This is a genomic window from Gillisia marina (assembly GCF_000258765.1).
Lineage (GTDB): Bacteria > Bacteroidota > Bacteroidia > Flavobacteriales > Flavobacteriaceae > Gillisia > Gillisia marina.
This window is the reverse complement of sequence record NZ_AJLT01000019.1, coordinates 77,887-97,102: the sequence shown is the minus strand read 5'-3', so window position 1 is coordinate 97,102 and position 19,216 is coordinate 77,887. Positions and strand designations below refer to the sequence as shown.

The following is a 19,216-nucleotide window of genomic DNA, read 5'->3' as shown; positions in this document are numbered from 1 at the left end:
TAAATGAAAAACCTCAAAACTTTATTTATTGTAATTGGAGTTATTTTATTAATTGCCAACTTTTATATAATCCTGGAATTTGGATTGTTGGAAAGTAGGTGGTTGCGCATATTAGGAACGACAGTTTTATTTTCTATTTTCTTAATTGGCTCCAAGCGCAAAGAGCCATTTCTTTTTTTAGCATTTCTTTTACTCTTACTATCAGATTTTTTGCTGATTAAATATGAAGTCCCATGGATTAAAAAACTAACATTTATCTTCGTGATTATGGCCTACCTATCCTTGATCAAGCATATAAGGCCTTATGTAAGAAATCTGGAGACCAATTTATTTCAGAAAGGATTATTTGTTGGTATTTTAGGAATTAACATTGTGATGCTCTATTTATTAATAGACATGGCCGGAACTAAATGGGATGATTCTTGGCATACATTTTTATTCTATTTATATGGAATGTCAATGATCGTGATGGTTGTTTTAGGATTTTCTTACTCAAATAGATATAGCAATAAATCTTCATTCTATTTTCTCTGGGCAGTTTTGGGATTAGTAATTTCCGATATTTCTGGTTTTATGGCCTATTATTTGGGCGTGGAGCTATTTTATTTTCCAGATAGATTGTTCTATATTATTGGCTTATTGTGTTTGGTTAGATTTTCTAGAATGGATAAGAACAAAGACATGCTTCAGTCCTACGGATTTCTTTAAGTAGGTATCGAATGTAATAGTTGGTAAATCATCCCCATATAATTGGTGAAATTAATGTAAATTTGCACCGAAAAATCATTAGAAAAATTTATGATTGAGAAGTTGAATATCGTGAAGCAACGCTTTGATGAAGTGAATGATCTTATCATTCAGCCTGATATTATATCAGATCAAAAGCGCTATGTAGAATTGAACAAGGAATATAAAGATTTGAAGGCACTCATGGATGTGCGTGAAAAATATATTGAGCTTACAGAAAATATTCAAGAATCTGAAGAAATCATTGCTGATGGCAGTGATGCGGAAATGACAGAAATGGCAAAGCTCCAATTGGATGAAGCTAAAGCAGAATTGCCGAAACTGGATGAAAAGATCAGGATGATGTTAGTGCCTAAAGATCCGGAGGATTCTAAGAACGTGGTGATGGAAATCCGTGCCGGAGCAGGTGGGGATGAAGCTAGTATCTTTGCTGGGGATCTTTATAAGATGTATAATAAATATGCTGAAAGCAAAGGCTGGAAATGTCAAATAGTAGATTATAATGAAGGTACCAATGGTGGTTTTAAAGAGATGATCTTTGATATTTCAGGGGAAGATGTTTATGGAACTCTGAAGTTTGAAGCTGGAGTTCACCGAGTTCAGCGTGTACCTCAAACAGAAACTCAAGGGCGTGTGCATACATCTGCTGCTACAGTAATGGTATTACCGGAAGCAGAGGAATTTGATGTAGAAATTAATCCAAAGGAAGTAAGAGTAGATTTCTTCTGTTCTTCAGGGCCAGGAGGTCAGTCTGTAAACACCACTTATTCTGCGGTGCGTTTAACACACATTCCAACAGGATTGGTGGCACAATGTCAGGATCAGAAGTCACAGCATAAGAATAAGGAAAAAGCTTTTAGAGTACTTCGTTCTAGATTGTATGAAATGGAATTAGCAAAGAAACTAGAGGCAGATTCCGCTAAACGTAACTCGATGGTTTCCAGTGGAGACAGAAGCGCGAAAATTAGGACCTATAATTATTCTCAAGGTAGAGTTACAGATCATAGAATCAATTTAACCTTATACGATCTTTCTAATATCATCAACGGAGATATCCAAAAGATAATAGACGAACTACAGTTAGTAGAAAATACCGAAAAGCTGAAAGAGAATAGCGATGCTTTTTAAAATTCAGTAAAATTTGAAGTCCCGCATTTTGCGGGATTTTTTATATCCTTATTTTTGATATTAATATAACAATCAATTTATATGACCACTACGGACCTTGTTGCTCAAATTCATAAGAAGAAATCTTTTCTATGCATAGGTTTAGACACCGATTTGGAAAAGATCCCTACATATTTACTTACAGAAGAAGATCCTATTTTCAGTTTTAATAAAGCTATTATAGATGCTACTCATAAATTTGCTGTTGCATACAAGCCAAATACGGCATTTTATGAAGCTCACGGGAGAAAGGGCTGGAAATCTTTAGACAAGACCATAGAATATATTAATAACACTTATCCTGAAATCTTTACAATTGCCGATGCTAAACGTGGAGACATTGGGAATACTTCCAGCATGTATGCCAAAGCATTCTTTCACGAAATGGCTTTCGACTCAGTTACCGTTGCTCCGTATATGGGAAGAGATTCTGTTGAGCCTTTTCTAGAATTTAATGATAAACATACAATCCTCTTAGCGCTAACTTCTAACGAAGGAGCTTTCGACTTCCAAACATCGGAATGTGATGGGCAGGAGTTATATAAAAAAGTGCTGGAAACTTCTAAAACTTATAAAAATTCAGAACAGTTAATGTACGTTGTAGGAGCAACAAAAGCTGAATTCCTTTCAGAAATAAGGAAGATTGTACCGGATAGTTTTCTTTTAGTGCCTGGAGTTGGAGCACAAGGTGGTAGTTTGGAAGAAGTGTGTAAATATGGAATGAATAAAAATGTAGGTTTATTAATAAATTCTTCAAGAGCTATTATTTATGCCTCTCAAACATCTAATTTTGCTGAAATCGCTGCGGCTAAAGCAGAGGTGATGCAACGAGAGATGGCAACCCAAATGGCTGCCATTTTATCTTAAAATTTTTAAACGATGCGTGTTAAAGATCAATTAGGTCGTGACCTTGATATTTCAAAGCCATTTACGCGAATCGTTTCTTTAGTCCCAAGTTTAACTGAATTATTTGTCTATTTGGGTTTAGAAGAGAAACTAGTGGGGATCACAAAGTTTTGTGTTCATCCCGAGGATTTGAAGAAAACAAAAACAATTGTTGGAGGTACTAAACAAGTGCACTTCGATAAAATCCGCGATTTAAAACCAGATCTAATTCTTTGTAACAAAGAAGAAAACACACTGGAAATGGTGAAAAGTTTAGAAGATATCTGTCAGGTACATGTATCTAATATCATCACTTTTCAGGATCCTTTGGAACTTATATCGGAGTATGGTATTTTGTTAAATATAGAAAAGGAGGCAAATAAGCTTGCTTCAGAATTATCTCAAAAAAAGATACTTTTTGAAAAGCAGTTATCTTTCAAAAGATTAAAAGTAGCTTATTTTATATGGAGAAATCCTTGGATGGTAGTTGGAGGAAATACATTTATAAATTCCATGTTAGAATTGAATGGCTGGGAAAACATATATAAAACTTCAGAAGGAAGATATCCGGAAATAGATATAAAGTCATTAAAAAGTCAAAATTTGGATCTTATTCTTTTGTCTTCGGAGCCTTTCCCTTTTCAACAGAAACATATGGAAGAAATAAGAGCATTTTCTAGTGCTCGCATAGAAATCGTAGATGGGGAATTTTTTAGTTGGTACGGCTCACGCCAATTAAAAGCTTTTAGATATTTTGAAGAATTACAAAATCATTTATCTACACCATTATAATTCATTCTTTTCAGCTGAGCCATAATTTTTTTTTGCTCTTGCATTTATTTTATCACTTTTTTCCTTATCAAATAAAGCAGTTTTAAAAGCTTTCTCCATAAGCGCAGTATATTTTTGGCATAAGCGCTCTTCCTCGGTTCTAAACAACATTATATCAATCATCATTATGGGGTTAAAATGCAAATGTAAACCCATAGACTCCTAATATCTATTAAGTTGAGGTTAAAGTAATTGTAAATTTTTATAATGAATTATTATAACTAATTAATCTTGAAGGCCGAACACCCTTCTTAGAAGGTCTGTAGTTCTGGCGGCTAGGTTACTTCTAATGTCTTTTTCTTCAAGCGCGATCATAGTAAATACACCATCCAATGCTTCATTAGTAACATAATCTGGCAAGTCTGGATTCACTTTATTGGTAAGAGGAAGAGAGTTATACTTATTTATTATGTTAGACCATACTTCAGTAGCGCCAACCTTATTAAGAGAATTCGTAATAACAGGATTAAACTTGGCGTATAATTGAGATTCTGTTTTCTGGTTTAAGTAGGTAGTTGCCGAAGTGTTATTTCCAAGTAAAATATTTCGAGCATCATTAAAAGTGATTCCTTTTACAGCACTTACAAAGATTGGGGTTGCTTCTTTAACCGCATCTTCAGCAGCTCTATTTAATACTTTTAATCCTTCATCTGCCAAAGAACTTAGCCCAACATCTCTTAAGGTTTTATCAACTTTTTGAAGTTCTGGCGGTAAATTAATTCGCACTAATTCATTTCTGAAGAAACCATCTTCTTGAGTTAATTTAGAAACTTGCTTATCTATTCCAAAATCCAATGCTTGGCGTAAACCCGAAGCAATTTCTGTATCCGATACTCCATATGCTCCACCTGGAAGCTGAGTTGCAATTCCCTGTAATTCTGCACATCCAAAAAATAAAGGGATAAATAGTAATATGTATAATTTTCTCATAATAGTATTTTCGATAAAAGTATCAATTAATATTCCATTTGCAGTATCGAGTGATGTTATACTTATATTAAAACAATCGATTTTGATTATGATGAATGAAATCTTATCTTTAATAAAACTAATAAAATCATAAAATGAGTAATAAAAAAAAATAAACTAACTACAGCTTCAGGAAGGCCTTATGTTGAAAATGAAGATACCTTAAGTGTTGGAAAAAGAGGTCCATTATTGCTGGAAGATTATATTCTTCACGAGAAAATGGCACATTTTAATAGAGAGCGTATTCCAGAAAGAGTGGTGCACGCAAAGGGCTCTGGTGCCTACGGTACCTTTACAGTTACTCATGATATCACAAAGTATACGAGAGCTAAAATATTTTCTGAAGTAGGAAAAAAGACCGACATGATTGCTCGATTTTCTACTGTAGGTGGTGAAAAAGGATCTGCAGATACAGAAAGAGATCCGCGAGGATTTGCTTTAAAGTTTTATACTGAAGACGGAAATTGGGATATGGTTGGAAACAACACTCCCGTTTTCTTTGTAAAAGATCCTAAGAAATTCAGCGATTTTATACATACACAAAAAAGGGATCCGTATACCAATATGAAATCTCCGACGATGATGTGGGATTTTTGGTCCCTACGCCCTGAATCTTTGCATCAAGTCACCATTTTAATGAGTGATCGCGGTACACCTTACGGTGTAAGACATATGAACGGCTATGGATCCCACACTTTTTCTTTGATTAATAAAGACAATGAACGTTTCTATGTGAAATTTCATTTTAAGACCGCACAAGGAATTAAGAATTTCACAGATAAAGAAGCTGCTGAGATGAGAGGAATAGATCCTGATTTTTCTCAAAGAGATCTACTCGAAAATATCGAAAAAGGAAATTATCCAAAATGGAACTTGAGAATTCAAGTAATGCCGGAGGCTGAAGCTGTAGATTATCATATTAATCCGTTTGATCTTACTAAAGTATGGCCACATGGCGATTATCCGCTCATCGATGTTGGAGTGATGGAATTGAACAGAAACCCCGAAAATTATTTTGCGGAAATTGAACAATTAGCAACTTCACCGGCACATATTGTAGATGGTATTGGGTATTCACCAGACAAAATGTTGCAAGGGAGATTACTGTCTTATCCCGATGCACACAGGTATAGATTAGGTGCCAACTACGAGCAAATTCCCGTGAACCGTTGTCCATTTATGAAGGAGAGCAACAATTATCAGCGAGATGGTTTTATGCGGGTAGATGGCAATCAAGGCCGAAAACCTAATTACTTCCCGAATAGTTTCGATGATATAGAAATCGATGAGAGTTATAAGCAAGTACCACCAACTGTGGTTGATGCTGAAGCCGATTGGTTCGATAGAAATGCACCGGGAGAAGACGATCACTATACACAGCCGGGTAATCTTTTCAGAATGATGGACGATCAAGCTCAAAAGAATCTTATAAGTAATATCGTTGGTGCGATGAGTGGAATTGATGGACCAAAGAAAGATGAGATTATAAACAGACAATTATGCCACTGGTTTAGAGCAGATTCTACTTTAGGAGCGGGGGTTGCAAATGGATTAGGGGTAACGGTGGACGAAAGTATGTTCGCCAGATAATATTGATTTATTAGTTGAAGAAGAGCGTCTCTATTTTATGGAGGCGCTTTTTATTTTCAGCAATTCCTTAAAATAAGATCTGATAAGGGAAAATCTTTACGAATTTAGTAAATTGCAGCTCCAAAAATTTAGAATAACAATGCAAGATCAAACTCCATATATCCCTAATAATAAAGTAAGAATAGTAACTGCCGCCTCCCTTTTTGATGGACACGATGCCGCAATAAATATAATGCGCCGTATCATTCAGTCTACAGGAGTAGAAGTAATTCACTTAGGTCATGACCGCAGTGTAGAAGAAGTAGTGAATTGTGCCATCCAAGAAGACGCGAATGCAATTGCGATGACTTCTTACCAAGGAGGACATAATGAGTATTTTAAATACATGTACGATCTTCTTAAAGAGAAAGGCGCAGAGCATATCAAGATTTTTGGTGGTGGAGGTGGAGTGATCCTTCCTTCAGAGATTAAAGAATTAATGGATTATGGAATTACGAGAATCTATGCGCCGGATGATGGACGAGAAATGGGCTTGCAAGGGATGATCAACGATTTGGTGAAAACTGCAGATACCCCAACTCCTCCGTTGGAAAATGAAGATAAAACACAAAGTCTTTTAGAGAATAAAAATATCAATACCATTGCTAGATTGATTTCTTTAGCTGAAAATAGGCATGAAGATTTCGAAAAAGCTTTTGGAAAAATTGAGCTTAATGGTAAGAAAACTCCGGTTCTAGGAATTACAGGAACGGGAGGTTCCGGAAAATCTTCGCTGGTAGATGAGTTGGTAAGACGGTTTTTAATCGACTTTCCTGAAAAAACAATCGGGATTATATCTGTAGATCCATCAAAGCGTAAGACAGGTGGAGCTTTGTTAGGAGATAGAATTCGTATGAATGCTATCAATAATGATCGAGTTTATATGCGTTCATTGGCAACGCGTCAATCCAACTTAGCTTTGTCTAAATATGTTTCGGAAGCAGTTGAGGTTTTAAAAGCAGCAGATTTTGATCTGATTATTTTAGAAACTTCAGGAATCGGACAATCAGATACCGAAATCTTAGAGCATTCTGATGCTTCTTTATATGTGATGACTCCTGAATTTGGAGCAGCTACTCAGTTGGAGAAGATAGATATGTTGGATTTCGCAGATCTGGTAGCTATTAATAAATTCGACAAACGAGGAGCTTTAGATGCCCTTCGCGATGTTAAAAAACAATATCAGCGTAATCACGGTTTATGGCATGACGATCCAGAAACGCTTCCAGTATATGGAACTATCGCTTCTCAATTCAACGATCCGGGGATGAATACCTTGTATAGAAAGTTGATGAATAAAGTTGATGAAAAAACAGATGCAGCCTTATCTTCCACTTTTCACATCAATGAAGATAAAAGCGAAAAGATTTATGTAATTCCACCAAGCAGGGTGCGATATCTTTCTGAGATTTCTGAAAATAACAGAAAGTATGATGAAACAGCCGGCACTCAGCAGGAAGTAGCTCAAAAGCTTTACGGAATTTATAAAACCATAGGTTCTGTGACTAATGTCACTTCGAGCAAAGGTGAGAAGTCATTTTTGGATAAACATGGATTGAACAACGAAAAGATTCTGAAGCAAATTCAGAAAGAAGCAGACAGGGGTTTCTTAAAACTTCTTATAGCTGAATTTGATAGAGTAAAAATGGATCTTGACCCTTACAATTGGGAGATCATCACTGGTTGGGAAGACAAGGTAAATAAATATAAAGAACCAGTTTATTCCTTTAAGGTAAGGGATAAAGAAATACGAATAGAAACACATACAGAGTCTTTATCTCATACTCAAATTCCGAAGGTTGCGTTACCAAAATACCAAGCTTGGGGAGATGTTTTAAGATGGTGTTTACAGGAGAATGTTCCGGGAGAATTTCCATATACTGCAGGATTATATCCATTTAAAAGATCGGGGGAAGATCCTAGTAGGATGTTTGCCGGGGAAGGTGGACCGGAAAGAACAAATAGACGTTTTCATTACGTGAGCGCAGGCTTGCCGGCAAAGAGACTCTCTACTGCCTTTGACTCTGTTACGCTTTACGGAAACGATCCAGATTTAAGACCGGATATCTATGGAAAGATTGGTAATGCAGGAGTTTCCATTTGTTGTCTGGACGATGCTAAGAAATTATACTCAGGATTTGATTTGGCAGATGCAATGACTTCTGTGAGTATGACGATTAACGGTCCAGCTCCGATGTTGTTAGGCTTCTTTATGAATGCCGCAATAGATCAGCAGTGTGAAAAATATATCATTGAGCATGATCTTCAAGATGAAGTAGAAGAGAAAATTAAAAAGATATACAAAGATAAAAAAGTAGATCGCCCAAAATATCAAGGATCACTTCCAGAAGGAAATAATGGCCTTGGCTTAATGCTTTTAGGTGTAACCGGAGACCTTGTGCTTCCAGCTGATGTTTACGCTAAGATCAAAAAAGATACTTTAAATATAGTTCGTGGAACCGTTCAGGCAGATATCTTAAAAGAAGATCAGGCACAAAACACCTGTATTTTTTCTACGGAATATGCACTAAGGTTGATGGGTGATGTACAGGAGTATTTTATTGAAAAACAAGTAAGGAACTTTTATTCGGTTTCTATTTCAGGTTACCATATTGCTGAAGCAGGAGCAAATCCTGTAACTCAGTTGGCATTGACCTTGGCTAACGGATTTACGTATGTAGAATATTACCTAAGTCGTGGAATGGATATTAACAAATTCGGTCCAAACCTTTCGTTCTTTTTCTCGAACGGTGTAGATCCGGAATATGCGGTAATTGGTAGAGTTGCCAGAAAGATCTGGGCAAAAGCGATGAAATATAAATATGGAGCCAATCCAAGAGCTCAAATGTTGAAATATCACATTCAAACTTCCGGACGCTCTTTACATGCACAGGAAATAGATTTCAACGATATTAGAACCACGCTTCAGGCATTATATGCCATTTATGATAACTGTAATTCCTTACATACAAATGCTTATGATGAAGCAATTACAACGCCTACAGAAGCTTCAGTAAGAAGAGCGATGGCAATTCAATTGATTATCAATAAAGAATTAGGACTTACTAAGAATGAGAACCCAATTCAGGGAGCATTTATTATAGAGGAGTTAACAGATCTTGTGGAAGAAGCCGTTCTTTTGGAATTCGATAGAATTACAGAAAGAGGTGGAGTATTAGGTGCTATGGAAACTATGTACCAACGTAGTAAGATCCAGGAAGAAAGCTTGTATTATGAGACTTTAAAGCATAATGGGGAATTCCCAATTATTGGAGTGAACACCTTTTTAAGTTCTACAGGATCTCCTACGGTAACTCCTGGAGAGGTTATTAGAGCTACGGAAGAAGAAAAAAAATATCAGATCACTACCTTGAAGAACCTTCACAAGGCTTTTGGGGAAGAATCTGAAAAAGCCTTGGAATTAATTCAAGAAGCGGCAATTAATAATGAGAATTTATTCGAAGTTTTAATGGATGCAACTAAAGTTTGTTCTCTAGGTCAGATCACTTCAGCAATGTTTGAAGTTGGTGGGCAATATAGAAGAAACATGTAAGCAGAGAGCCACCTTTCAAATTTTTTTTTGAAAGGTGTGCAAATCGCTTATCCCAATGAGCTTTGGCGAAATCGGGATCTCTATCAGCAGAATTAAGTTTGAAAAGAGTATGCGAATCGCTTATCCCGATGAGTAGTACAATAGCAGAATCTCTTTATTAAAATATTTAAAAAATCCCAATTCGATAAGAGTTGGGATTTTTTTTGTTTTATAGCTAAATATTTTTTTCGATATCTTTAAAATTAAATACTTCAATTTGCAATCAATCATAGAATATACTGTTACTGCAATTGTTTGTCTAATATCGGCAATCATCATTCAGCGAATTTTCATTAAAGAGCGAAAAGAGGGCTCTGGAGAGAAAGCTATTAAGGGTATCATGTGGTTTGGCTTGGCAATCTTAGTTTGGGGCTTGGGTGCTATCCTAAATTTAATTTTAGTGTTTGGCTTTCAATGGAACCCTTCTAATAAGATTATAATTTACATAGGCGTACTTGTATCACTAACTAATTCGCTATTTATATTATTATCACTGCCTTCTATAGAACACAATAAGAGAAGAGGGATCGTAGTAAGATTGGTTCAAAAATTCAGCACAAAGGATTTTATAGGAGTGTTTTTCGGGGTATTAGCAATGATCGCGTTTGTTTTTATAGCTACTTCTGTAAATAACATAGAAATAAGCAACAACTTTATCTGGCTTATCGATATTCCTATTTCAGTAGTTGTGGCACTATCCTTATTATATGAGCTGAACAAAGCGTTCGCGAGTCGACAAATGCGATTTATGTATTTGCCTACACTTGTGCTATTCATTTTAATAATGATTGCTGTAACTCATAGAATTATTCCACAGGACAGAGCAATACAGCTAGTAGATCAGGAATTTTGGTCTATTGCAGGAAGTATTACAGCCATCTCCTTCAAATTCTTATTTATACTACTATTCTCTATTTTATTATATAGTTGGAAATTTCTTTCAGAAAAAGAACAACAACAAGGTTTAGCAGATAAATTAGCTTCAGATAATTTAAAGCTCTCGAAAAGAGTAGAGCAGCAAGAACTTGCAAATGAAAGTCATTTAGATACCATTAAATCTATGAAAAGTGAGCTTATTGCATTAAGGGAGGCCACTAAAATTGATTTGTCAGAACGTCAGAAAGAGGTTTTAGGCAATCTGGCATACTTCGGCTCAAATAAATCGTATCCTGAAATAGCGGAACTCATGAATATTAGCAACGATGGTTTTCAAACTCATATACATCAAATAAAAAAAACTATTGAATATAAGTGGCAAAGGTGGTAAAGAGCAATTAATAGCCTATGCTAAAAAGAATAATTTACTTCAATATTCTTCTCTAAAACGCAATGCTTAAGCATAGCGACACTAAAATTTCAATAGTACGTAACCTTTCTTAAAGACTTGTTTTAAGGCAATTTGCTGAAAAATTAAGTCCATGTCTATATTTATTCAAATCACCGAAGCTACTTTAGATGAACGAATCAATGAGAAATTCAGTAATGCAACCCGCTGGTTTATAGATGGGATTTTTGCTGAAATTCCAATAACCGAAACTACAGGAATTCCGTGGGTTCTTGTCGTACTCATTTTAGGTGCTGCATACTTCACGCTGTATTTTAAATTTGTGAATTTTACCAACTTCTTTACTGCCATTAAAGTTGTCCAGGGAAAATACGATCATCTCGAAACTGAAGGCTCTGTAGAAGCTAGCGAATCAGTCCATCTCGTAAATGGCGATAACCCAGATACTATTCGAGTGGAAGGAGTCGGGGAAGTGAGTCATTTTCAAGCATTAACAGCGGCAGTTTCTGCAACTGTTGGCTTGGGGAATATTGCAGGAGTTGCCATTGCACTAGGAATTGGAGGTCCGGGAGCCACTTTTTGGATGATTCTTGTTGGCTTACTTGGAATGTCTTCCAAATTTGTAGAATGTACCCTAGGAGTAAAATATAGAGAAGTTAATGCTGAGGGAACCATCTTTGGAGGCCCAATGTATTATCTAAAAAAAGGACTTGAGGAAAAGGGGCTGAAGAAACTGGGAAAAGTATTGGCAGTTTTATTTGCAATTATGTGTATTGGAGGCTCCTTTGGTGGTGGAAATATGTTTCAAGCCAATCAAGCTTTTAAATTATTTGAACATGTAACGGGAGCTGAAGAAAGTTTTATAGCAGGTAAAGGATGGATATTTGGATTGGTGATGGCCATTTTGGTTGGGGTAGTAATAATTGGTGGGATAAAGAAAATAGCAAGTGTAACAGATAAGATAGTTCCTTTTATGGTTGCTATGTATATGTTGGCAGTCCTAATTGTGTTGGGTATTAATTATACTGAAATTCCGAATGCATTTATTTCTATTTGGGATGGCGCGTTTAATCCTGAAGGTGTGATTGGTGGTTTCGTCGGAGTATTAATTCAAGGGTTTAAAAGAGCAGCATTTAGTAATGAAGCCGGGATAGGAAGTGCCTCTATTGCCCACAGTGCAGTAAAAACTAAATTCCCGGCTAGTGAAGGAATTGTGGCATTGTTAGAGCCATTTATAGACACCGTGGTGGTTTGTACTTTAACTGCTTTGGTATTAATAATTACCGGACAAATAGTTCCCGGAATGATTCTGAATGATGAGGAAGGAGTTCTTCTAACCGCATCGGCTTTAGAAAGTGGTGTTTCATGGTTTCCTTATTTATTAACCCTTGCGGTCGTTCTCTTTGCCTTTTCTTCGATGATCTCATGGTCTTATTATGGATACCAAGCTTGGAGCTATTTATTTGGAAGAGGAAAAAGAACTGGATATGTTTATAAAATACTATTTTGTTGCTTTACGGTGATAGGCGCAGCAGCTACTTTGGGAGCGGTTACAGATTTTAGCGATGCCATGATCTTTGCAATGCTGGTTCCAAATATGATAGGATTATTCATTTTAAGCCCTAAGGTGGCAGAGGAATTAAAAAGCTATTTAAAATTGATTAAAAAGGAGAAGGTGAAAAAATTACAAAGTCAACTTCCAGATGCGTTGTAATCTTCTGAACTTCTTTAATTCGAATCTTAGGATCCGCAGAAATTCTTTGCCATTACTGTTTGAAAGTTCTAAACGCTCACAATTCTTATAAAGTAGATTAGTAAGTCTTGTTACAGAAGCTGCATATTTGTGTTTCTCTTCAGCAAAAGGCTCGCTCTCTGCTCTTAAAATATTTGGCACTAAAGAAATAGACTGCTGTACGATATCTCCTGAAAAGTAAATATCCTGATCTTCTTTTCCGTTTTGCTTTAGAGCAGCAAGATCCTGTACCAAATAATTAGAAATATGTCTAGAAATATTAAGGATCTCTATCGCTTGGCGATATACAGGAGAGTAGTTAAAGTCTGATCCGGTAATGGATTTCATAGTGATTAAATATTTCTTGGACACCCATAAAATTACTGAGATATCAATGAACTGTTCTTTTCATTTTAAAGTAAATATGTACTTTTGCTTTAAATTTAATTCATTTAATAGTTAAAAATATTAATTATGCCTATAGATGCTCTTAACTGGCAAATACTTGATTCTCTTCAAAAAAACGCAAGACAGTCCTTTGCTGAGATTGGAAGAAAAGTGGGTCTTACCTCTCCAGCAGTTGCTGAACGTGTAAAAAAAATGGAGGATAGTGGGATTATTAGAGGCTATAAGGCTCAAGTTTCATATCATAAAACCGGCCATCAATTAAAAGCGGTAATAACCTTGCGCGCATTTATGGGAAGGTTGAAACCATTCTTAGAAAAAGTCAAAGAATTCAAAGAAGTAATAAATTGTTATCGAATTACAGGGAATGAAAACATAATTATGGAAGTGGTATTATACGATCAGTCCCATTTGGAGGAATTCATAGATAAATTAATCACTTATGGGGAAACTAAAACCCATATTATCCTCTCCAATGTAGTAGAACAAGGTCCTATAAAAAGAAGAGGATAAGATGAAATTTATTTTGTGCCGCTAACTAGGTACATTAAAGATCCGCCTGCAGCATGGTATTGTTCTCTTTGTAATGCGCCCATTAAATGGTCGTCTCTTCGTGCATATTTTTCTTGATATTCAAAATAAAACGGCATAAATTCTTCTCCTGCAGCGCTAAAGAAATCGATGTCTTTTTGAGTGTTGGATTTCCAGGAACTCCCGCTCATCCATTGTTTTAAAGTTGCTACTTGCTCTTTTGTACTGTATGGAGGATACATGGCAATTGCTTTGTCCGATAAGCGAACTTCGATATTATTTAAATTAGCTAAGGCGAACATTCCGGGCAAAAGATCACCTAGCGAATTATCTCCTTGCCCCATGTTCTTTTTGCCTTTTTCAATGATCAACCTATACTTTATATGATCTAAGGTTTCCTCTATAGAATCGTTTTTTGAAAGCGATGTTTTAGTGAGACTCTGGATTATATTATTTGGTTCTACACAAAGAAGGGTTCCGCCGGGTTTTAGAACCCGTTTCATTTCTTCTAAAGCTTGTTGAGGTTTTGGAACATGAATTAGAACCGTCTGGCAGGTTACCAAATCAAACTGATTATCTTCAAACGGTAATTGCTGGGCATTTCCTTTAGTTAAGACGAATGGATTACCCGACTTTTCGAATAGCCTTTCTAATTCTTCATTTTTAGAATACCACCTTTCATCATTATCTACAGCAGTAATTGCGGCATTTGAGGCAAGATACGGCGCTAAAATTCGCGTCCAATGCCCTTGGCCACAACCAATGTCCAGCATAGAATTATGCTTGCTTAATTCCAGCCTTTTAGCTGTAAGCTCGATAAATGTAGGATTCCACCAGAAATCTCTGTAGTCTCCAAAATAGTTTTCAGAATGTCCTTTTTTACCTTCTCGATCTTCCAACGTTATTCCTTTTAGATGAATTTCCTCCGGAGGCGTTCTTTCTATTGGAATTCCCGTTTCTGGAAGGTCTTCTTTGTTGTGGTTTCTTTTTAGGAATTTCGAAGAATTCCATTGGATAATCATGCTCCTCAATAACCGGAACTTGTTGGTCTATTAGTTTCTGAATATCTTTTAAATATGCTTTTTCTTCAAAGTCACAAAAAGATATCGCCTTACCACTTGCTCCAGCTCTTCCAGTTCGCCCAATCCTATGTACATAAGTTTCTGCTATATTCGGAATTTCAAAGTTGATAACTAAAGCAAGATCGTCTATATCGATTCCTCTTGCTGCAATATCTGTAGCGACTAAAACTCGAGTGGTTTTATCCTTAAAATTCTTCAATGCTTTTTGACGAGCATTTTGGGTTTTGTTTCCGTGGATCGCTTCAGCTTTAATACCAACCTTAATAAGGTCTTTTACCACCTTATTAGCACCGTGTTTGGTTCTGGTAAAAACAAGAACTCGATCTGCTTCAGAAGTTTTTAAAAGATCTATTAATAAGTTCTTTTTATTGGTTTTATCTATAAAATAAACTTCTTGTCCAATTCTTTCAGCAGTAGAGGAAACCGGAGTAACCGACACTTTTAAAGGATTGTTTAAAATGCTATTGGCAAGATCTATAATAGAATTTGGCATTGTTGCCGAGAAAAATAGGGTTTGCCTTTTAACAGGAATTTTTTTGATCACTTTTTTAACATCGTGAACAAATCCCATATCTAGCATTCTATCTGCCTCATCTAAAGTGAAGATCTCGATATTAGAAAGAGAAATAAAGCCTTGATCCATAAGATCTAGTAATCTTCCTGGCGTTGCAACCAAAATGTCCACTCCGTTTCTTAGTGCTCTTGTTTGTGAATTCTGATTAACCCCACCGAAAATCACCAAATGTTTAAGATCGCTAAATTGACCGTACTCGCTTAAACTCTCTCCAATTTGGATAGCAAGTTCACGCGTTGGAGTTAGAATTAGACTTTTTATTGTTGTTTTGCGACCTCCATTATTGAGGTTGCTATTTAATAGTTGAATGGTTGGAATGGAGAACGCTGCCGTTTTCCCGGTTCCTGTTTGTGCACAACCTAAGATATCTCTTCCTTGTAAAATGGCTGGGATAGATTGGGCTTGAATTGGGGTTGGTGTAGTATATCCTACTTTTTGAACAGCCTTAGATAAGGGTTCAGATAATTGTAAATCGTTAAATGTCATGTAAAAATTATAAATGCCGTCCTGTATTAATAAATGGACAGACTATGTGTAAAAATGTTGCTATTGGAGAAGATTGCAACCGGCTGCAAATGTACTGTTTTATTTTAATATGAAATTGCTCTTTAAGATTCTGAAATTTAATCGGTTGAAAAACAGTTCTTTTTCTAACTTAAATGGGCCTTTTTAGTTAAATATATCTCAATTGTAATTTAGTTAGTATTTACACGACTACTAACCAGTTATCTTTGATAAAAAATAAGAACACGATGAAAAACTATACTTTACATTTCCTAATTATGACTATAGTAACTGGATTACTTGGGTTTGCAGGAATGAATTTCTTTGGAATTGAAGTTGTTAGAGTATTGTTTTTGATTTTTGCTGATTTATTGATCGTTGCATTAATTTCAAAAACATTTTTCTCAGAAACTAAAGAGGTTAGATTACAAAGAATTAAGAAATAATCTCCAACAAAATTACCCTACAAATTGAATCAGGCCACAGCAATGTGGTCTTTTTTATTTCCCATATTTCAGCTACTTTAGAAGTATGAAAATTACATCTACTTTATATACTGGACTTTTATTATGTCTTTTACCCATACAATTACTTTTTGCTCAAGATCTATCTCTTAGAAAAGGTGCCGCTGTAGATAGTTTGCCCGTAAGTGATAGTATTTCTGAAAGCTTTGCGATGTATTTGCCAAGTAATTATTCTGATGATAAAAAATGGCCAATTGTTATTGTCTTCGATCCTGAAGGCAGAGGAATAAACTCAGCAAGACTATTTAGTCAGGCAGCAAATGAGCAGGGTTATTTAATTGCGGCCTCTAATAATATATCAGAAAAAGATTCTTTGGTATCCAATTTAGAAATTGCTTCCAGGCTATTAGAGAAAGTATTGCTGAATTTTCCAATCGATGAAAAAAGGGTTTATTCTGCAGGTTTAGGGGAAGGAGCGCTTGTAGCCAGTGCTTTGCCAATAATTTACCCTAAAATTAAAGGGGTATTGGCTGTGGAGGAAGTTTGGATAAATAAAGAATTTCTAGCCCAGAAAAATAAGAAGCAGATTATAATTGGATTTGCGGCTTTTAAAAGTGATTCCTATAACAACTTCAGGGAAAGTTTCAACATATTTAAAATTCTCGATTACAAGAATTTCATCTATAATTATGATGATGAGGGAAATTGGCCTTCAGCAAAATTAATTTCTCACGGACTGGGAACTTTTACTCTACAAGCAATGCTTGATGGAGACCAACCCAGAGATTCAGATATGATTGATCGCTTATATGAAGCAGAATTGGCTACTGCGGAGAGTTGGCGACGACAACTGAATTTTTATAAAGCCTATGAGTTGCTGGAACTAATGCGTGATAAATATAAATACTTCGATAAAAAGGATGAAATTCGAGACCTTCAGAAAGAAATTAGAAGAGAAACAATTTATAAAGAACAACGTGCTGAAAATAATTCAGCAAAAATAAAAGAGAGGAACCTAAGATTTGAATATTATTATTCGATAGAAGAAGATCTAACCTCAAAAAGCTTCGAGAATATAGGTTGGTGGGCACAGCAATACAAAGAAATAGATTCGATAAAAAACAGCAAAATAGTAGCAGAATCTGAGGTAGGGTATAGGTTAGAGGATTATTTGCAAAGCTATACAAAAGATAGATTTCAGGAATTAAAACAGGAAAAGGCAGGTATAGATAGGTTAATTCTAGTCTCGATCTTACGAACAATATTCGATAAAGAGAATCCGGAAGCCTATTTTTCAATCATTTCCTTAAGTGCCCAGGATGGAGATTATTACACAGCACTTTTGTATTTGGAAGATCTGCTTAAAACCGGATATGAGGATTTAGAGCAGTTATATGATATCCCCGGTACCTTAGATCTTAAATTAAGCCCGGAATTTAATGAGTTGTTGAAAAAGTATTTAGGGGAATCTAAATATTATAATATTCCAAGCGATAATTAGGTGCTTGTAAGGGTTTCCTTTTTTAATATAAATCTCAAATAAACTAGGAGACCACAGGCTATAGCCGCTAAGACAATCATTACATTCCAGGTAAATAAATACCCAAAACTGCTAATTAACTGCATCCCCGAGTTATGACCAAAGATATGACTCAAGGAAAATGCGATACTATACAACGCCATATACGATCCTTGTTTCCCTTTTTCGGCTCTAGTTAATGCAAAAGAATTGGAAAATGGAAAGGCAATCATCTCTCCAATGGTCATTAAGAGCATTCCTATTACCAAAATTCCTACCCAACCTGTAAGATTTACGGCTAAGAAACTTAAGCCTACTAATATAGTTCCCACAATGACATGAAAAATGGCGGTTACTTTTTTAGATTCAAGATATTTAATTAGTGGCATTTCTAAAAGAAAAATTAAAAACCCGTTCAATCCTAATAAGAGTCCTATCTCCAATTCAGTTAGTCCGTGCTTTTGTGCATAAAATAAAGGCATGGTAGAGAAGTACTGTAAGAATATGAATCCGAATAGAACCATAGATGCAATAAAAATTAAATACGGGAAATCTTTTAGCACTCCTTGCGGACTCGTGTTTACCTCCCTAACATTCTCGATCGCTTTCTTAGGATGCAATAACTTTAAAAGTAAGATACCAGCAAATAAACAAGTAATTCCGTCTACCCAAAATAAGCCGCTATATCCTGAACTGGCTATTATAATTCCGCCAATAGCCGGGCCTGCAGAAAAACCCAAGTTTATCGCCAATCTTATCAATGTTACAGATCGTGTTCTATTTTGTGGTTTGCTGTAGGCACTAATTGCCACGAAAACAGCAGGTCTAAAAATATCGGCAGCCGTCATTACCAGAAATATTCCACTACAAATTCCCCAAAATGAGGTTGGAAATTGTAAAAGCACAAAAAGTACCGAAGAAATAAGTAAGCTTCCCGCCATGGTTTTATAATGGCCTATGGTATCTACTAATTTACCGCCTAGCCAAGATCCTGTAACTGAACCAAGCCCGAAAAAAGTAAGGATCCATCCAACCTCCTCCAGTGAAAATCCACGACTCTTAGTAAGATATAGCGAAAGAAAAGGGATTACCATAGTCCCGGCTCTATTAATAAAGGTTATTAATGCCAAGAGCCAGACCTCTCGCCTTAAATCGCTAAAGGAGTCTACATATGAACGGAAAATCTTTTGAAACATTCGGATTGGTTAGGAACCAAAATTAGTTAAAATTTTCAAAGAAAATTTTAAAATAAAGCAGCGAATTTTTAGCGGGAGTAGTGTCCATAAGTCACTATTTTATT

Annotated in this window: 17 protein-coding genes; 11 read left to right on the top strand and 6 right to left on the bottom strand. The window is 35.8% G+C overall.

Translation table 11 applies throughout. From position 1 onward, the window contains the following. Positions 1 to 3: 3 nt before the first annotated feature. From ON07_RS05475 to ON07_RS05460, 4 genes are all read left to right on the top strand, one after another. Positions 4 to 708 (top strand): hypothetical protein, encoded by a 705-nt coding sequence (locus tag ON07_RS05475; protein ID WP_010228853.1) that lies wholly within the window; start codon positions 4 to 6, stop codon positions 706 to 708. A gap of 90 nt (positions 709 to 798) precedes the next feature. After that, positions 799 to 1,875, top strand: a complete 1,077-nt coding sequence (prfA, locus tag ON07_RS05470; RefSeq protein ID WP_010228851.1) for a peptide chain release factor 1 — start codon at positions 799 to 801, stop codon at positions 1,873 to 1,875. Positions 1,876 to 1,956: 81 nt separating this feature from the next. Next, entirely contained in the window at positions 1,957 to 2,781 is an 825-nt protein-coding gene (gene pyrF, locus ON07_RS05465; protein ID WP_010228849.1) for an orotidine-5'-phosphate decarboxylase, read from the top strand. Between the two features lie 12 nt (positions 2,782 to 2,793). Beyond that, entirely contained in the window at positions 2,794 to 3,591 is a 798-nt protein-coding gene (locus ON07_RS05460) for a helical backbone metal receptor (RefSeq protein ID WP_010228847.1), read from the top strand. Here the strand turns inward: ON07_RS05460 and ON07_RS16460 are convergent. Both ON07_RS16460 and ON07_RS05450 read right to left on the bottom strand, forming a co-directional pair. Beyond that, a complete protein-coding gene (locus ON07_RS16460; protein ID WP_237708873.1) occupies positions 3,586 to 3,741 on the bottom strand; it encodes a Lacal_2735 family protein in 156 nt (51 codons plus the stop codon). The two genes, ON07_RS05460 and ON07_RS16460, sit on opposite strands and share 6 nt — an antisense overlap. 114 nt (positions 3,742 to 3,855) lie before the next feature. Then, positions 3,856 to 4,560 carry a DUF4197 domain-containing protein gene (locus tag ON07_RS05450; protein ID WP_010228843.1) on the bottom strand — a complete coding sequence of 235 codons (705 nt, stop codon included), beginning with the start codon at positions 4,558 to 4,560 and terminating at the stop codon, positions 3,856 to 3,858. 141 nt (positions 4,561 to 4,701) lie between these two features. Here ON07_RS05450 and ON07_RS05445 point away from each other — a divergent pair, with 141 nt between their 5' ends. From ON07_RS05445 to ON07_RS05430, 4 genes are all read left to right on the top strand, one after another. Then, positions 4,702 to 6,189, top strand: coding sequence for a catalase (locus ON07_RS05445; RefSeq protein WP_029331552.1), 1,488 nt, complete (start codon positions 4,702 to 4,704; stop codon positions 6,187 to 6,189). A gap of 139 nt (positions 6,190 to 6,328) precedes the next feature. After that, positions 6,329 to 9,781, top strand: coding sequence for a methylmalonyl-CoA mutase family protein (locus tag ON07_RS05440; protein ID WP_010228839.1), 3,453 nt, complete (start codon positions 6,329 to 6,331; stop codon positions 9,779 to 9,781). A 256-nt stretch (positions 9,782 to 10,037) separates the two neighbouring features. After that, the gene (locus ON07_RS14630; protein WP_010228837.1) at positions 10,038 to 11,087 is read left to right on the top strand and encodes an RNA polymerase sigma factor; all 1,050 of its coding nucleotides are present in this window, start codon (positions 10,038 to 10,040) and stop codon (positions 11,085 to 11,087) included. A gap of 151 nt (positions 11,088 to 11,238) precedes the next feature. Continuing rightward, the gene (locus ON07_RS05430) at positions 11,239 to 12,819 is read left to right on the top strand and encodes an alanine/glycine:cation symporter family protein (RefSeq protein WP_010228835.1); all 1,581 of its coding nucleotides are present in this window, start codon (positions 11,239 to 11,241) and stop codon (positions 12,817 to 12,819) included. Here the strand turns inward: ON07_RS05430 and ON07_RS05425 are convergent. Beyond that, on the bottom strand, positions 12,790 to 13,185 hold the full coding sequence (locus ON07_RS05425; RefSeq protein WP_010228832.1) for a hypothetical protein: 396 nt from the start codon (positions 13,183 to 13,185) through the stop codon (positions 12,790 to 12,792). The genes ON07_RS05430 and ON07_RS05425 overlap by 30 nt on opposite strands. A gap of 126 nt (positions 13,186 to 13,311) precedes the next feature. Here ON07_RS05425 and ON07_RS05420 point away from each other — a divergent pair, with 126 nt between their 5' ends. Continuing rightward, positions 13,312 to 13,755: an Lrp/AsnC family transcriptional regulator gene (locus ON07_RS05420; protein WP_010228830.1), complete on the top strand. Its 444-nt coding sequence runs from the start codon at positions 13,312 to 13,314 to the stop codon at positions 13,753 to 13,755. An 8-nt stretch (positions 13,756 to 13,763) separates the two neighbouring features. Here the strand turns inward: ON07_RS05420 and ON07_RS05415 are convergent, their stop codons facing one another. Both ON07_RS05415 and ON07_RS05410 read right to left on the bottom strand, forming a co-directional pair. Then, a complete protein-coding gene (locus ON07_RS05415) occupies positions 13,764 to 14,672 on the bottom strand; it encodes a class I SAM-dependent methyltransferase (protein WP_010228828.1) in 909 nt (302 codons plus the stop codon). After that, complete coding sequence (locus ON07_RS05410) at positions 14,653 to 15,915, bottom strand: DEAD/DEAH box helicase (protein WP_010228825.1); 1,263 nt, start codon at positions 15,913 to 15,915, stop codon at positions 14,653 to 14,655. The genes ON07_RS05415 and ON07_RS05410 overlap by 20 nt, the downstream gene beginning before the upstream one ends. Positions 15,916 to 16,181: 266 nt before the next feature. Between ON07_RS05410 and ON07_RS05405 the strand changes: the two genes are divergently transcribed. Together ON07_RS05405 and ON07_RS05400 are read left to right on the top strand one after the other, a co-directional pair. Beyond that, complete coding sequence (locus ON07_RS05405) at positions 16,182 to 16,379, top strand: DUF1328 domain-containing protein (RefSeq protein WP_029331550.1); 198 nt, start codon at positions 16,182 to 16,184, stop codon at positions 16,377 to 16,379. An 85-nt stretch (positions 16,380 to 16,464) separates the two neighbouring features. Next, positions 16,465 to 17,898, top strand: a complete 1,434-nt coding sequence (locus ON07_RS05400; RefSeq protein ID WP_010228823.1) for a hypothetical protein — start codon at positions 16,465 to 16,467, stop codon at positions 17,896 to 17,898. Here the strand turns inward: ON07_RS05400 and ON07_RS05395 are convergent. Then, positions 17,895 to 19,112, bottom strand: coding sequence for an MFS transporter (locus tag ON07_RS05395; RefSeq protein ID WP_010228822.1), 1,218 nt, complete (start codon positions 19,110 to 19,112; stop codon positions 17,895 to 17,897). The two genes, ON07_RS05400 and ON07_RS05395, sit on opposite strands and share 4 nt — an antisense overlap. Between the last annotated feature and the right edge of the window lie 104 nt (positions 19,113 to 19,216).